Source organism: Sulfitobacter sp. 1A15258, from assembly GCF_043557045.1.
In the GTDB taxonomy this organism is placed as follows: domain Bacteria; phylum Pseudomonadota; class Alphaproteobacteria; order Rhodobacterales; family Rhodobacteraceae; genus Sulfitobacter; species Sulfitobacter faviae.
The window spans coordinates 115588-130045 of the sequence record NZ_JBIFFK010000003.1; the positions used below are offsets into that span (position 1 = coordinate 115588).

14 protein-coding genes are annotated in these 14458 nt (G+C 62.1%); 9 read left to right on the top strand and 5 right to left on the bottom strand.

Annotated features, from left to right (window positions below; all coding sequences use genetic code 11):
• Positions 1–13 precede the first annotated feature (13 nt).
• From nadC to ACGYK9_RS07895, 4 genes are all read right to left on the bottom strand, one after another.
• Entirely contained in the window at positions 14–859 is an 846-nt protein-coding gene (nadC, locus tag ACGYK9_RS07880) for a carboxylating nicotinate-nucleotide diphosphorylase (protein ID WP_394409259.1), read from the bottom strand.
• A 2-nt stretch (positions 860–861) separates the two neighbouring features.
• Positions 862–2418 carry an L-aspartate oxidase gene (locus ACGYK9_RS07885; protein WP_394409262.1) on the bottom strand — a complete coding sequence of 519 codons (1557 nt, stop codon included), beginning with the start codon at positions 2416–2418 and terminating at the stop codon, positions 862–864.
• Positions 2419–2429: 11 nt separating this feature from the next.
• Positions 2430–3482: a quinolinate synthase NadA gene (gene nadA / locus ACGYK9_RS07890; protein ID WP_394409265.1), complete on the bottom strand. Its 1053-nt coding sequence runs from the start codon at positions 3480–3482 to the stop codon at positions 2430–2432.
• Between the two features lie 134 nt (positions 3483–3616).
• Positions 3617–4489 carry a MurR/RpiR family transcriptional regulator gene (locus ACGYK9_RS07895; protein WP_271692706.1) on the bottom strand — a complete coding sequence of 291 codons (873 nt, stop codon included), beginning with the start codon at positions 4487–4489 and terminating at the stop codon, positions 3617–3619.
• A gap of 120 nt (positions 4490–4609) precedes the next feature.
• On the opposite strand from ACGYK9_RS07895, the gene ACGYK9_RS07900 reads away from it, so the two are divergent.
• Genes ACGYK9_RS07900 through ACGYK9_RS07930 form a run of 7 tightly spaced genes read left to right on the top strand, consistent with a single transcriptional unit; the run spans position 4610 to position 12302 of the window.
• On the top strand, positions 4610–5377 hold the full coding sequence (locus tag ACGYK9_RS07900; RefSeq protein ID WP_394409268.1) for an N-formylglutamate amidohydrolase: 768 nt from the start codon (positions 4610–4612) through the stop codon (positions 5375–5377).
• Entirely contained in the window at positions 5374–5940 is a 567-nt protein-coding gene (locus tag ACGYK9_RS07905) for a TRAP transporter small permease subunit (RefSeq protein ID WP_394409271.1), read from the top strand. Before ACGYK9_RS07900 ends, ACGYK9_RS07905 begins: the two co-directional genes overlap by 4 nt.
• Complete coding sequence (locus ACGYK9_RS07910; RefSeq protein WP_067268276.1) at positions 5940–7265, top strand: TRAP transporter large permease subunit; 1326 nt, start codon at positions 5940–5942, stop codon at positions 7263–7265. The genes ACGYK9_RS07905 and ACGYK9_RS07910 overlap by 1 nt, the downstream gene beginning before the upstream one ends.
• 50 nt (positions 7266–7315) lie before the next feature.
• Positions 7316–8353, top strand: coding sequence for a TRAP transporter substrate-binding protein (locus ACGYK9_RS07915; protein ID WP_136720278.1), 1038 nt, complete (start codon positions 7316–7318; stop codon positions 8351–8353).
• Positions 8354–8412: 59 nt separating this feature from the next.
• Positions 8413–9777, top strand: a complete 1365-nt coding sequence (locus ACGYK9_RS07920) for a glutamine synthetase family protein (protein WP_394409274.1) — start codon at positions 8413–8415, stop codon at positions 9775–9777.
• A 2-nt stretch (positions 9778–9779) separates the two neighbouring features.
• On the top strand, positions 9780–11153 hold the full coding sequence (locus ACGYK9_RS07925; RefSeq protein ID WP_394409276.1) for an aldehyde dehydrogenase family protein: 1374 nt from the start codon (positions 9780–9782) through the stop codon (positions 11151–11153).
• Positions 11154–11156: 3 nt separating this feature from the next.
• Positions 11157–12302: an iron-containing alcohol dehydrogenase gene (locus ACGYK9_RS07930; RefSeq protein ID WP_271688672.1), complete on the top strand. Its 1146-nt coding sequence runs from the start codon at positions 11157–11159 to the stop codon at positions 12300–12302.
• A 58-nt stretch (positions 12303–12360) separates the two neighbouring features.
• Here ACGYK9_RS07930 and ACGYK9_RS07935 read toward each other — a convergent pair whose 3' ends face one another.
• Positions 12361–12831 (bottom strand): c-type cytochrome, encoded by a 471-nt coding sequence (locus tag ACGYK9_RS07935; RefSeq protein WP_394408100.1) that lies wholly within the window; start codon positions 12829–12831, stop codon positions 12361–12363.
• Between the two features lie 195 nt (positions 12832–13026).
• On the opposite strand from ACGYK9_RS07935, the gene idi reads away from it, so the two are divergent.
• Both idi and hemF read left to right on the top strand, forming a co-directional pair.
• Entirely contained in the window at positions 13027–13557 is a 531-nt protein-coding gene (gene idi, locus ACGYK9_RS07940; protein WP_394409279.1) for an isopentenyl-diphosphate Delta-isomerase, read from the top strand.
• Positions 13558–13575: 18 nt separating this feature from the next.
• Complete coding sequence (gene hemF, locus ACGYK9_RS07945) at positions 13576–14457, top strand: oxygen-dependent coproporphyrinogen oxidase (protein ID WP_394409282.1); 882 nt, start codon at positions 13576–13578, stop codon at positions 14455–14457.
• The last annotated feature ends 1 nt before the right edge of the window (position 14458 follow it).

Here is a 14458-nt window from a genome sequence, read left to right on the forward strand (position 1 = left end):
TGCCCCAGTTGGTTCAGAAATCCAGCCCAAGGTCCAGCGTTGTCGCAGAATGTGTCAGCGCGCCCATAGAGATATAGTGCACCCCCGTCGCCGCGACCTCGGCCAAGCGCGGCAGGGTCATGTTGCCCGAAGCCTCCAGCACGATGCGCCCTTGCGCCATTTCGACCGCTTGCGAGAGCGTCGGCGTGTCCATATTATCCAACAGCACCACATCCGCGCCGCCTTCGTCCAAGACCTCTTGAAGCTGCGCCAGCGTGTCGACCTCGATCTCGACCCGGATCATATGCGAGGCATTGGCCTTGACCGCCTGCAACACAGGCCGGATGCCCCCGGCGGCAGCGATGTGGTTGTCTTTGATCAGGATCGCGTCAGAGAGGGAGAAGCGGTGGTTGAACCCGCCGCCATGCAGCACCGCCTGCTTCTCGACCATGCGCAGCCCCGGCGTGGTCTTGCGGGTGCAGGTGATCCGGGTCTCCGTCCCCTTCGTTTCGGCCACGCAGGCCGCTGTCAGGGTGGCGATGCCCGAGAGCCGCCCGGCAAAGTTCAGCGCCACGCGTTCCGCCGAGAGGATCGCGGCGGCGGAGCCTTCGACCTCCATTAGCGTGTCGCCTTTGGCGATTTTGCTGCCGTCTTCTTTCAGCGTGCGCACCTCAAGCGTAGGGTCGACAAGGTGGAAGGCCAGCCGCGCGATCTGCATGCCAGAAACGACCCCCTCGGCGCGGGCGCGCAGCCGGGCGGTATAGGTCGTGCCCTCGGGAATTACGCTGCGGGTCGTGACGTCACCATAGGTGCCGAGGTCTTCCATCAAAGCGGCACGGACCAACGGCTCAAGGATCAGGTCGGGCAGGGCGGTGGTCATCTTCAGGCGTCCTCGGGGTTGGAGCGGCGGGCGGTGGCCTCGGCCAATGTCATGAAGCTGCGGGCGGCTTCGGGGAGCGTTTTGGGATAGTCCGTGCGGCAATGCGCGCCCCGGCTTTCGCGGCGGGCGAGGGCCGCGGCGGCGATGAGCGTCGCGGTGGCGGTCATGTTTTGCAACTGGGCACAATCGGGCTGCGCCGCTTCGATCTCGGCGATGGCCGTCAAGGCGCGGTGCAAGCCCGCCGCATCCCGCAGCACGCCGACCTCTGCGGTCATGGTTTGGCGCAGGCAGGTGACGAGGGTCTCGTTCGGTGTCTCGCCAGCAGGCAAATCCGGCAGCTGTACGGCGTCATCTTCGCCTGCCTCGCATTCCTCAAGCATGTCCTGCGCCGCGCGGCGGGCAAAGACCAGCGCTTCGAGCAGCCCGTTTGATGCCAAACGGTTCGCGCCGTGCAGCCCGGTCGAAGACGCCTCTCCGCAAACCCAGAGCCCGGTGAGGCTTGAGCGGCCATGCGCATCCGTCGCGACGCCGCCCATATGGTAATGCGCCGCGGCGGCGACTGGGATGGGCTGGGTCACCGGATCGATGCCATTGCGCGCGCAGGCGGCTGCGACGGCGGGGTAGTCGGTCAGCACCGCCGCACCCAAGACCGCGCGGGTGTCGAGCATGGGGCGTAGCCCCGCTTGGGTCTGGGCGAAGATTGCGCGGGCCACGACATCGCGCGGGGCAAGCTCGGCAAGGGGGTGAACCGCCTCCATAAAACGCGCGCCGTCGCGGTTGATCAGATGGGCCCCGGCCCCGCGCAGTGCTTCGGTCGCCAAGGGGGCGGGGTCTTCGCCGCAGTCGATGGCGGTGGGGTGGAACTGTACGAATTCCGCATCGGCAATGAGCGCGCCCGCGCGGGCGGCCATGCCGATCACCTGCCCGCGAATGCGGGCCGGGTTGGTGGTCAGCGCATAAAGCCCGCCAGACCCGCCGCCCGCCAGCAAGACCCCTGCGCCGCGCAGCATCACGGGGGCGGAGCCTTCGGGCCGTGCCAGTTCGACCTCGACCCCGGTGACTTTGGTGCCGTCACTTTCCAAACCGCGGGCCAGCACCCCTTCGAGCACTTGGATCGACGGTGTTTCGCGCACCTTTTCGATCAGGGCGCGCATGATCTCGGCCCCCGCTTGATCACCCTGCACGCGCACGACGCGGGCAAAGCTATGCGCCGCCTCGCGTGACATGACATAGCCACCATCGGCGCTGCGGTCGAAGGCGGTGCCGAAATCGGTCAGGGCGAGGATATGGGCCCGGGCCTCATCCGTTACAGTGGCGGCGACGCGCGGCTCGACCGTGCCCGCTCCGGCTTTGATGGTGTCGAGCGCATGGGCCTCGGGGCTGTCGGCCTGCGCCATCGCGGCGGCCACGCCGCCCTGCGCCCAAGCGGAACTGGCCCCTGACCCCAAAGGATCGGGCGAGATCAGCAAAACCGGACGCGGCGCAAGACAAAGCGCGGCATAGAGCGCGCCCAGACCGGCCCCAACGATGATGATCCTGCCGGTTGTGATCTGCTCCACGCGCGCGCCCTTCAGAGGCCGAGTTCGCGGGAGAGGTTGATCATCCGTTGCACGGCCACCCGCGCCTTGCTGGCAACCTCGGCCTCCACTTCGACGGCGCCGGACATCGTGTGAAGCGACCAGAGAACCTTCTCAAGCGTGATCTTCTTCATGTAGGGGCACATGTTGCAGGGGCCGACGAAATCGACCTCGGGCAATTCATCGGCGATGTTCGACGCCATGGAGCATTCGGTGACCAGCATCGCCTTGGCCGGTTTTTCGCGGTGCACATAGTCGAGGATTCCGCTGGTCGAGCCGGAGAAATCCGCCTCCGCCACCACGTCGGGCGGGCATTCGGGATGCGCGATGATGCGGGTGTCGGGGTTCCACTCGCGGTAGTCGGCGATATCTTTTGCGGTATAGCGTTCGTGCACGATGCAGGCGCCGTCCCACCAGACGATGCGCTTTTGCGGCACCTGTTTGGCGATGTTCTGCGCCAGATATTTGTCCGGCGTCATGATGATCGTGTCGGCCTCAAGCGCAGCCACGATCTGCGCCGCGTTCGACGAGGTGCAGCAGATGTCCGACGCCGCCTTCACCTCAGCCGTGGTGTTGACGTAGGTCACCACCGGCGCGCCGGGATATTGCGCGCGCATCTGTGCGACGCCCTCGGCGGTGATGCTTTCGGCCAGTGAACAACCCGCTTCCATGTCGGGGATCAGCACGGTCTTGGCGGGGTTCAGGATTTTCGAAGTCTCGGCCATGAAATGCACGCCGCATTGCACGATGACATCAGCCTCAACCTCGGTCGCCTTGATCGCGAGCTGCAGGCTGTCGCCGACGAAATCCGCGATGCCGTGATAGATGTCGGGCGTCATGTAGTTATGCGCGAGGATGACCGCGTTGCGCTCTTTCTTGAGCTTGTTGATCGCGGCGACATAGGGCGCATGAATGGCCCAATCGGGGGGCGAGACGACACGATCCATCTTGGCGTAGATATCGGCCATTTCAGCCGCCAGCGCTGGCGATGGCGCGAGGTCATAATGGCGCTCAAGCTCGCTGGGCGAAAAGATTTCATCACGCATGGTCGGTCCCCCTCCGGCCTTGGCGCGTGTCACGGCACCGCGCTGGACACCACACCCGGCGTGCTGGCCATAGACGACTGGCGTGGTTTGGGCAAGCCAATACCCTTTATGACAAGGCGTTACTTGCTGGGGGCTTAGGTGAATTTGCGGAACAAACGGGTCTGGTCGAACATGTCTTCCAGCCGTTCGGCGCGGTCCTTTGTATCCTCCCAGTTGATGTCCTGCATGGCCGAGATCACGCTTTCTACCAGCAGCAGCGTGGCCGCCGCGCTGTCCCAAGCCGAGGGCGCGACGATCCGGCTGGAGAAACAGATATCGGCAAGGCTATGCACCGGAGAGCGCCATTGATCGGTGAAGAGGATGATCTTGGCCCCTCGCGCATGGGCCATTTCCGCCAGCTTCAGCGTGTTGTTCTCATAGCGCCGCACGTCGAAAATGACAAAGACATCGCCTTCGCCCACGTCCAGCAGGTAATGCGGCCAAGCGTTTGATGTAGATTGGATATGTGTCACCCGGGGGCGGATGATCTGGGCGTGGAGGAACAGATATTCGGCCATCACATGGGTGATGCGCCCGCCCACGATATAGAGCGGATGCGCAGTATCGGCGATCATGGCGCAGGCGCGGTCGAAGGTGGCAGGCTCGATCTGGCCCAACGTATGGCGGATGTTGTCGATCACCGCATCGGTGAACCGGTTCAACACATGGCCCGAGGGCGCGCCTTCGGTCCAGTTGTCATGTTTGGCGATGGGGTTCTTGGCCTTGGCCTTTAGCTCTTCGCGCAGCTCGTTCTGAAACTCGGGGTAGCCCTTGAACCCCAGCTTTTGCACCATCCGCGCCACGGTAGGGGTCGAGACATTGGCATCCTTCGCCAGCGCCGTCAGCGGGCCGAGGCCGGAGGCGGGGTAGTTTTCCAGAATCGAATGGGCAAGTTGCCGTTCCGCACGGGTCAGCCGGTCCAACTCTTGCTGGATACGGTCGGAAATGGTCAGCGTCGGTTCAGCCATGGATGCCCCTCTTTTGACGAGTAATAACACAAACTGAATGGCGTTGTAATAAATTTGACATTATTCTGTTGACAGAAGCCCCCCGCCCGAATGAGGTTTGATCTAACTGAGGGGGACAGGGTGTCAGAACAGTCAGATCTTTCGAATGAAGCCGTCGAGGTGATCAACGCCGGGGCCAAGGCCCCGCTGGTATTGGTCTGCGAACATGCGGCGCGTGAGATACCGGCCTGCTACGACGGTCTGGGGCTGGATGCCGCGGCCCGCGAAAGCCATGTGGCTTGGGATCCCGGTGCCTTGGGCGTGGCCCGGGTCATGGCGCAGGATCTGGATGCGGTGCTGGTGGCGGGGCGCGTCTCGCGTCTGGTCTATGACTGCAACCGCCCGCCCGAAGCCCCCGGCGCGATGCCAGCGCAGAGCGAAATTTTCGCGATCCCCGGCAATGCCTCGCTTGATGACGCGGGCCGGGCCGAGCGGGTGGCGCGCTATTACGAGCCCTTCCGCGCGACTTTGGCGGCGACGATCAAACGGGTCGATGCGCCTGCGATCGTCACGGTGCATAGTTTCACGCCGATCTACCATGGCAAACCGCGCAGCGTTGAGATCGGCATTCTGCACGACAGCGACACGCGCCTTGCCGATGCGATGCTCGCGGTGGCGTCGGAGTTCACGGACCTCAATGTCGAGCGCAACGCGCCCTACGGCCCGCAGGACGGGGTGACCCATACGCTGAAAGAACATGGGCTGGCCCATGGTCATCCGCATGTCATGCTAGAGATCCGTAATGACCTCATTACGACCGAAGCAGAACAGCGGCAGATGGCCGAGATGATCAGCAATTGGCTCCGTGCCGCCATGGCTCGGCCCGAGATGGAGGAGGTCAAACCATGAGGTTCATCCGGGGCTATATCCGGGGCATCGACGCGATGAACCGGCGGATCGGGCGGTTCATGATGTATGGCATCTTTGTCCTGATGGGGGTGCTGTTGTGGTCCACCGTCAGCAAAGCCTTCTTCGTCCCCTCGCTTTGGACGTTGGAAATGGCGCAGTTCGTCATGGTGGGCTATTACATCTTGGGCGGTCCCTATTCGATCCAACTGGGGTCGAACGTGCGGATGGACCTCCTTTATGGCGATTGGTCGCTGCGCCGCAAAGCGTGGTTTGATCTGTTCACCGTTTTCTTCCTGATCTTCTATCTCTGCGTGCTGCTCTATGGCGCGGTAAGCTCTACGGCCTATTCGCTGGGCTACTGGGGGACAGAGCCGTTCAGCTTTTTCGGCGGCTTGATCACCGGCAGTGAAGAGGTTGGCCATATGGAGCAATCCAGTTCCGCATGGCGTCCCTATCTCTGGCCGATCAAGGTCGTGATGATCGTCGGCATCTTTCTGATGCTGCTGCAATGTCTGTCCGAGCTCGCGAAAGACGTGCTGCGGCTCAAGGGTGAGGCCATCTGATGTCCTATGAAATGATTGCGACATTGATGTTCTCGTCAATGATGCTGATGCTACTGACCGGCCAGCGGGTGTTTGGCGCCATCGGCTTTATCGCCGTGGTTTCGGCGCTGCTGCTCTGGGGCGACAAGGGCGGCTATGACATCGGTTTCGCCGCCGCGATGAAGCTGATGAAATGGTACCCGCTGCTGACGCTGCCGATGTTCATCTTCATGGGCTATGTCCTCAGCGAAAGTCGCATTGCCGATGACCTTTACCGCATGTTCCACGTCTGGATGGGCGGGGTGCGCGGCGGGCTGGCGATTGGCACAATTGGCCTGATGGTGCTGATCTCGGCGATGAATGGGCTCAGCGTGGCGGGCATGGCGATTGGCTCGACCATCGCGCTGCCGGAACTGCTGAAACGCGGCTATGACAAAAGGATGGTCACGGGGGTGATCCAGGCGGGGTCGAGCCTTGGCATCCTCGTGCCGCCTTCGGTGGTGCTGGTGCTTTACGCGATGATCGCGCGGCAGCCGGTGGGGCAGTTGTGGCTTGCCGGGGTCATCCCGGGGTTGATGATGGCAGCGATGTTCATCGCCTATATCGTCATCCGCTGCCGGATGAATCCCGAACTTGGTCCCATCCTCTCAGCCGAGGATCGCGACATCCCCCGTGCCGAGAAACTGCGTCTGCTGCGGGCGGGCATCCTGCCGCTGGTGATCTTCGCTGTGATGATGGTGCCTTTCGTCAACGGCTGGACCAGCTTGGTCGAAAGCTCGGCCATCGGGGCTGCGGCGGCGTTCTTTGCTGCCGTTCTCAAGGGCCGCATGACCCGCGAAGTTTTCGAGAACTCCGTGCGCAACACCTTGGGCATCACCTGCATGTTCATGTGGATCATCCTCGCCGCCCTCGCCTTTGGCGCGGTCTTTGACGGGCTGGGCGCGGTAAAGGCGATCGAGAGCCTGTTCACCGAGAAGATGAACCTCAGCCCCTGGATGATCCTGATCATGATGCAGCTTAGCTTCATCATCATGGGCACCTTCCTTGATGATACGGCGATGCTGGTCATCGTGGCGCCGCTCTATGTGCCCTTGGTCGGTGCGCTGGGCTTTGATCTGATCTGGTATGGTATCCTTTACACGATCACCACGCAGATCGCCTATATGACGCCGCCCTTCGGCTATAACCTGTTCCTGATGCGCGCCATGGCCCCGCCAGAGATCACGCTGCGCGACATCTACGCCTCGATCACGCCCTTCGTGCTGGTGATGGTCTTGGCGCTGATACTCGTCATGGTCTTCCCCGAGATCGCGACATGGCTGCCCGATTACATCTACGACAAATAACAATGAGAGCCGCGCAAAGACGGCCTGACATTTCAACAAAGGAGAGACGTATGACCACTCGCAGAAAGTTTCTATCCGGGGCCGCCGTCGCCGCCCCTGCGGCCCTCGCCGCGCCTTCCATCGTGCATGCCCAAGCGCCGATCAAATGGCGCATGCAGACCTATGCTGGCGCCGCTCTGGGTGAGCAGGTGACCAAACCGGCGGTCGATTACATCAACGCCGCCGCCAATGGCGAGATGGAGATCGAACTGTTCTACGCTGACCAGATCGTCCCCACCGGTGAGCTGTTCCAAGCCATGCAGCGCGGCACCATCGACATGGTGCATTCCGATGACGACTCCATGGCCTCGCCCACGCCGCTGCAACAATTCGGCGGCTACTTCCCCTTCGCCACCAAGCACATCCTCGACGTGCCAGTGCTGTTCAACCAGTACGGTTTGGCCGAAATCTGGAAAGAGGAATATGCCAAGGTCGGCGTTGAATGGCTGTCGGCTGCGGGCCAAGACCCCTGCAACTTCAACACCACCAAAGAGATCAAATCGGTCGCCGATCTGGACGGTCTGAAGCTCTACACCTTCCCCACCGCGGGCCGCTTCCTGTCAAAGTTCGGCGTGGTGCCGGTGAACATTCCCTACGAGGACGCCGAAGTCGCCGTGCAAACAGGCGAGCTCGACGGCATGGCGTGGTCCGGCATCACCGAAGACTACACCGTCGGCTGGGCCGATGTGACCGACTACTTCCTGACCAACAACATCTCAGGTGCTTGGATCGGGTCGTTCTTCGTCAACCAGCAGCAATGGGCCGATCTGCCGGATCACCTCAAGCAGTTGGTCATGGCGGGGATCGAAGCGGGCCACACCTACCGCAACCAGTGGTACTGGGGCGGCGAGGCGCGTCTGCGGGCGCAGGGCGACAAGCTTAAGCTCAGCACCGTGCCTGCCGACGAATGGGCCGAGGTTGAAAACGCGGCCAAGGACTTCTGGACAGAGATCGCCGAAGAAGGCGAAGTGCACGCCAAGATCGTGCAGATCTTCCGTGACTATAACGAAGTCATCAACAAAGCCGGTCCGCCCTATACCAACGGCTGAACCGACAACCGGGGGCGCGCTGCCTGCGCCCCCGCCTTACCCCCTGAAGTGGACAGAACATGCCCGGCACACTGACATTCGACGCGCTGAAAAAACTGGTCAAAGAAGGATCCGTCGATACGGTTCTTGCGTGCCTTGTGGACATGCAAGGCCGGTTGATGGGCAAGCGCTTCCATGCCGTCAACTTCGTCGAGACCTCTTATAAAGAAACCCATTGCTGCAACTACCTGCTGGCCACCGACCTTGAGATGGCCACGCCCGAAGGCTTTGCCTCCACCTCGTGGGAGACGGGTTACGGCGACTATGTGATGCAGCCCGACCTCGACACGATCCGCCCGGTGCCGTGGCTGGAGGGAACGGTGATGGTGCTTTGCGACGTGCTGGATCACGACACGCACCAGCCGGTGCCGCATTCCCCGCGCGGCATGCTGAAGAAGCAGATCGCGCGGCTGAAGGAACTGGGTTTCGACGCCATGATGGCGACCGAGCTGGAGTTCTTCCTTTTCGAGCAGAGCTTTGACGCGATCCGCAAGGGCGGCTACCGCGACCTCACGCCGATCAGCGGCTATAACGAAGATTACAACATCCTTCAGACCACCAAGGAAGAGAACGTGATGCGCCCGCTGCGCAACCATCTCTTCGCCGCCGGTCTGCCGATCGAGAACTCCAAGGGCGAGGCCGAGGCCGGTCAGGAAGAGCTCAACATCCGCTATTCACAGGCGCTTGATTGCGCCGATTATCACACGATTGCCAAACATGCGGTCAAGGAGATCGCTTGGCAGCAGGGCCATGCGGCAAGCTTCTTGCCCAAGTGGCACAAGGACCGCGTCGGCTCTTCCAGCCACGTCCATCAGTCGCTGTGGAAAGACGGCGAAGCGGCTTTCTTTGACAGCGAGGGCGCGTTGGGCATGTCCGACCTGATGCGCCACTATATGGCCGGTCTGATCGCCTATGCGCCGGAATATACCTATTTCCTCGCCCCCTATGTGAACAGCTACAAGCGCTTCGCCAAAGGCACCTTCGCCCCGACCAAGACCGTCTGGTCCGTCGACAACCGCACCGCGGGGTTCCGCCTCTGCGGGGCAGGGACAAAGGGCGTGCGGGTCGAATGCCGTATTGGCGGATCGGACCTAAACCCTTATCTGGCGCAGACGGTCATGCTGGCTGCCGGAATCAAAGGGATCGAAGACAAGATGGAGCTTGCCCCGCCCACACGCGGCGATGCTTATGGCGAGTCCGACGCTGTCGATATCCCCCAGACCCTGCGGGCAGCAACCGAGACCCTGCGCGGCTCGACGTTCCTGCGCGAGGTCTTGGGCGACGATGTAGTGACCCATTACACCCGCGCGGCGGAATGGGAGCAGGAAGAATATGACCGGGTGGTGACCGATTGGGAAATCGCCCGCGGCTTTGAAAGGGCCTGAGAATGACGACGGTAAAATGTATCTCTCCGATTGACGGTTCGGTCTATGCGGAGCGCGAAACCCTGAGCACGCAGGCAGCGCAAGACGCTGTCGCCCGCGCGCGTAAGGCGCAAAAGGCATGGGCCGCGCGGCCCTTGCAGGAGCGTGTCGATCTGGTGATGGCCGCGCTGAAAGAGATTGAGAATTCCACCGACCGGATGACCGAGGAACTGGCCCACCAGATGGGCCGCCCGGTGCGCTACGGCGGTGAGTTCGGCGGTTTGCAGGAACGCACCAGCCACATGGCCAAGATCGCCGCCGATGCGCTGGCACCTACGGTGATCGAAGACAGCGCCGCCTTCAGCCGCAAGATTATGCGTGAGCCGCATGGCGTGGTTTTCGTCGTGGCGCCGTGGAACTATCCTTACATGACCGCGAACAACACCATCGCGCCTGCGCTGATCGCGGGCAATTCGGTGATCCTGAAGCATGCCTCGCAGACCATTCTGGTGGGTGAACACCTCGCCGATGCCTACCGTGCCGCTGGCGTGCCCGAGGATGTGTTCCAGAACGTCGTGCTGAGCCATGACACCACTTCGGCGTTGATCGCGGATAACGCCTTTGATTTCGTCAATTTCACCGGCTCCGTCGGCGGCGGTCAGGCGATGGAGCGCGCGGCGGCGGGCACTTTCACCGGCGTCGCGACCGAGTTGGGCGGCAAAGACCCCGCCTATGTCCGGGCCGATGCCAATCTCGACGCGGCTGTCGACGGCGTGATGGACGGGGCGATGTTCAACGCGGGCCAGTGCTGCTGCGGGATCGAGCGGATCTATGTGCACGAAAGCCTCTATGACGCTTTCGTCGAAAAAGCCGTGGCATGGGTGAATAACCTCAACCTCGGCAATCCACTGGATCAGGCCACGACGCTTGGCCCGATGGCCAATGTCCGTTTCGCCAATGAGGTCCGCGCGCAGATTGATGAGGCCGTGGCGGCAGGTGCCAAGGCGCACATCGATAGAATGCCCGCCGACGATGGCGGTGCCTATCTGACGCCGCAGGTGCTCACCGATGTGACCCATGAGATGCGCGTCATGCGTGACGAAAGCTTCGGCCCCGTGGTCGGCATCATGCCGGTCAAGGACGATGAAGAAGCCATTGCGTTGATGAACGACAGCCAATTCGGTCTGACCGCCGCGATCTTTACCGCCGATGCCGATGCCGCCGAGGCCATCGGCCAGCGGTTGGAAACCGGCACCGTCTTCATGAACCGTGCCGACTATCTGGACCCGGCGCTGTGCTGGACCGGCTGCAAGCAAACCGGGCGCGGGGCGGGCCTGTCTGAACTGGGCTATCACGCGCTGACACGCCCCAAATCCTACCACCTCAAGAAAGCCTGAGACATGTCCCTGACTGCCAATTGGTCTTACCCCACCGCCATCCGCTTCGGCGCGGGCCGGATTAAAGAGATTGCCGAGGCCTGCGCCGCTGCGGGCATCAAGAAGCCGCTGCTGGTCACCGACAAAGGGCTGGCCTATCTGCCCATCACCCAGTCCACACTGGACCTGATGGAGGCCGAAGGTCTGGGCCGCGCGATGTTTTCGGACGTTGACCCGAACCCGACCGAGATGAACGCCGAGGCGGGCATCAAGGTCTACCGCGACGGCGGCCATGACGGTGTGATCGCCTTTGGCGGTGGCTCCGGTCTCGATCTGGGCAAGGTCATCGCCTTCATGGCGGGCCAGACGCGCCCGCTGTGGGATTTCGAAGATATCGGCGATTGGTGGACCCGCGCCGACGCCGACGGCATCGCGCCCATCGTCGCCGTGCCGACGACCGCCGGCACCGGGTCGGAAGTGGGACGCGCCAGCGTCATCACCAATTCCCAGACCCATGAGAAGAAGATCATCTTCCACCCCAAAATGCTGCCCGCTGTCGTGATCTGCGATCCGGAACTGACCGTCGGCATGCCGCCGATGATCACCGCAGGCACTGGGATGGATGCTTTCGCCCATTGTCTCGAAGCCTTCTGCTCGCCGCATTACCACCCGATGAGCCAAGGCATGGCGCTGGAAGGGATGCGTCTGGTCAAGGAATACCTGCCCCGCGCCTATGCCGATGGCAGTGATCTTGAGGCGCGCGGCCATATGATGTCTGCCGCTGCCATGGGCGCCACAGCGTTCCAAAAGGGTCTGGGCGCCATCCATGCCATCAGCCACCCGATCGGCGCGGTGCATCACACCCATCACGGCACCACCAACGCCGTGGTCATGCAGCCGGTTCTGCGCATGAACCGCCCCGCGATTGAGGAGCGTCTGGCCAAGGCGGCGGCCTATCTCGATATCGTCGGTGGCTTTGATGGCTTCTACGATTTCGTCGGCAAGCTGAATGAAGAGTTGAACATTCCCAGCTCGCTGACTGCCCTTGGGGTGACCGACCCGGATATTGACGCGCTGGTGGCCTCGGCCTTGCAAGACCCAAGCTGCGGCGGCAACCCCATTGAGCTTACCAAAGAAAACGTCACGCAGCTGCTGCGCGACTGCTTCTGATCTGAAACAAAAAGGGGGGCCTGATGGCCCCCCTTTCGCATTGCGCTGAATGCGCGAATTACTCGGTTGCCTCTGCCGCCGCTTCGGTTTCGGTCACTTCCGGCCCGACGGAGACCAGATAGGCCCATACGTCTTTCGCGTCTTCTTCGTCTCTCAGACGGTAAGACATTTTCGACTTGGCCCGTTTCGTATCAAGATACTCGGCCAGAAACCCCTTGGGGTCGGCGACGTAGCCTGTGAAACTCTCTTCGTCCCATGTCAGCCCGGCCTCGCCCGCAGCCACGATGGAATCGCCATAGCGGTAGTCTTCGACGGAACCCGCCACGCGGTTGTAGATCCCATAAAGGTTCGGCCCCGTACGGCCCCCTTTTTGGATATCGTTGCCCTCATCATCCGAGATCATGTGGCAGCTTTTGCATTTACGAAAGACCTTTTCCCCGGCTTCGGCGTCACCGGAGGCATGGCTTTCCGCCCAAAGGGGGGTGGCCCCGAGGCAGATGGCGAAGATCGACGCGATACGCATGTTCATTGTGAGTTCCTTTGTCTGTCTGGCTTGAAACTAGCGTTTGGGGCGAAGGGGTAAAGGATGTTCACTGCGCCAAAAGGTAGCACGGGCGCAGGGCGGGCCGGTTAGCGGTTGAGACTAGGGGGAAATCCCCCGATAACTGCCGGTGAATTTCTTCTGCGCCGAGGGTGAGATGAACACAACGGTAAGCCGCATCTGATGGAGATCATGGTCCCCGCCTGGGTCGACGGCACCTTGCAACCGGTCGAAAAGCTCGCCGCGCATGAACGCGGTTTGCGGCATATGGCGGTTTCGGTCTTTGTCATCTCCGACGGCAAGCTGCTGATGCAGCAGCGCGCGCTTGGCAAATATCACACACCCGGTCTTTGGGCGAACACCTGCTGCACACACCCGCATTGGGATGAGCCGCCCGAGGACTGCGCCGCGCGGCGTTTGGACGAAGAGTTGGGGATCACCGGGCTGGTCTTGCAGCACCGGGGCCGGGTCGAATACCGCGCCGATGTCGGCGGCGGGCTGATCGAACATGAGGTGGTCGAGGTCTATCTCGCCCATGCCGCGCCGGATCTGACGATTACGGAAAACCCCGATGAGGTGATGGCGACGCGCTGGATCACCCTCGGCGATCTACATGCCGACCTCGCGCAGCATCCCGATGCATATACGCCTTGGCTGCGGATCTACATGGCCGAACACGAAGGTCTGGTCCTTGGTGGCGGGGCGATGGAATAACAGAAAGGCGGGCCAAAGATGACCGACGACATGCAAGACCAAAAGACACTCGCGGCGGATTGGTTCCGCAAGCTTCGCGATGACATCGTTCAGGCGTTCCACGACATCGAAGCGCGTCATGTGGGCGAGGAAGAGGCCGGGCGTTTCGTGGTCAGCAACACCACCCGCACTGCCCCCGATGGATCGGACGCAGGTGGCGGTGAGATGTCCGTCATGCGCGGGGGCCGTGTGTTCGAGAAGGTGGGTGTGAATATCTCCACCGTCTACGGCGAGTTGGGCGAGCGGGCGCAGGCCGCCATGGCCGCGCGCAAGGGGCTGCCCGGCATGGCCGAAGACCCGCGTTTTTGGGCCTCGGGCATCAGTCTGGTGGCACATATGCAAAACCCACATGTGCCAGCGGTGCATATGAACACCCGCATGTTCTGGACCCCCCATGCATGGTGGTTTGGCGGTGGGGCCGACCTGAACCCTTGTATCGAGTATGACGAGGACACCGACCATTTCCATGCCGAGATGAAGGCCGCCTGCGATCCGCATGGGGCCACGCTCTATGATGAGTTGAAGGCTTGGGCGGATGAGTATTTCTACATCCCCCATCGCAAACGCGCGCGGGGTGTGGGGGGCATCTTTTACGATGACCGCAACAGCGGCGACTGGGAGGCGGATTTCGCGCTGACACAGGATGTGGGTCGCGCGTTCCTGCCCGCCTATGTGCCCGTGGTCGACAAACGGCGCGAGATGCCGTGGGACATGGACGACAAGGACGTGCAGCTGCGGCACCGGGGGATCTATGCCGAGTATAACCTTGTCTACGACCGGGGGACGAAGTTTGGTCTGGAGACGGGGCATGATCCGGATGCAGTGCTGATGAGCCTGCCGCCGATGGCGAAGTGGGTTTGAG

What these genes read in the sequence shown, in the direction of transcription:
- nadC (WP_394409259.1), bottom strand. Translation starts at nt 859, where the DNA reads ATGACCACCGCCCTGCCCGACCTGATCCTTGAGCCGTTGGTCCGTGCC.
- nadA (WP_394409265.1), bottom strand. Translation starts at nt 3,482, where the DNA reads ATGCGTGATGAAATCTTTTCGCCCAGCGAGCTTGAGCGCCATTATGAC.
- ACGYK9_RS07895 (WP_271692706.1), bottom strand. Translation starts at nt 4,489, where the DNA reads ATGGCTGAACCGACGCTGACCATTTCCGACCGTATCCAGCAAGAGTTG.
- ACGYK9_RS07905 (WP_394409271.1), top strand. Translation starts at nt 5,374, where the DNA reads ATGAGGTTCATCCGGGGCTATATCCGGGGCATCGACGCGATGAACCGG.
- ACGYK9_RS07910 (WP_067268276.1), top strand. Translation starts at nt 5,940, where the DNA reads ATGTCCTATGAAATGATTGCGACATTGATGTTCTCGTCAATGATGCTG.
- ACGYK9_RS07915 (WP_136720278.1), top strand. Translation starts at nt 7,316, where the DNA reads ATGACCACTCGCAGAAAGTTTCTATCCGGGGCCGCCGTCGCCGCCCCT.
- ACGYK9_RS07920 (WP_394409274.1), top strand. Translation starts at nt 8,413, where the DNA reads ATGCCCGGCACACTGACATTCGACGCGCTGAAAAAACTGGTCAAAGAA.
- ACGYK9_RS07925 (WP_394409276.1), top strand. Translation starts at nt 9,780, where the DNA reads ATGACGACGGTAAAATGTATCTCTCCGATTGACGGTTCGGTCTATGCG.
- ACGYK9_RS07930 (WP_271688672.1), top strand. Translation starts at nt 11,157, where the DNA reads ATGTCCCTGACTGCCAATTGGTCTTACCCCACCGCCATCCGCTTCGGC.
- ACGYK9_RS07935 (WP_394408100.1), bottom strand. Translation starts at nt 12,831, where the DNA reads ATGAACATGCGTATCGCGTCGATCTTCGCCATCTGCCTCGGGGCCACC.
- idi (WP_394409279.1), top strand. Translation starts at nt 13,027, where the DNA reads ATGGAGATCATGGTCCCCGCCTGGGTCGACGGCACCTTGCAACCGGTC.
- hemF (WP_394409282.1), top strand. Translation starts at nt 13,576, where the DNA reads ATGACCGACGACATGCAAGACCAAAAGACACTCGCGGCGGATTGGTTC.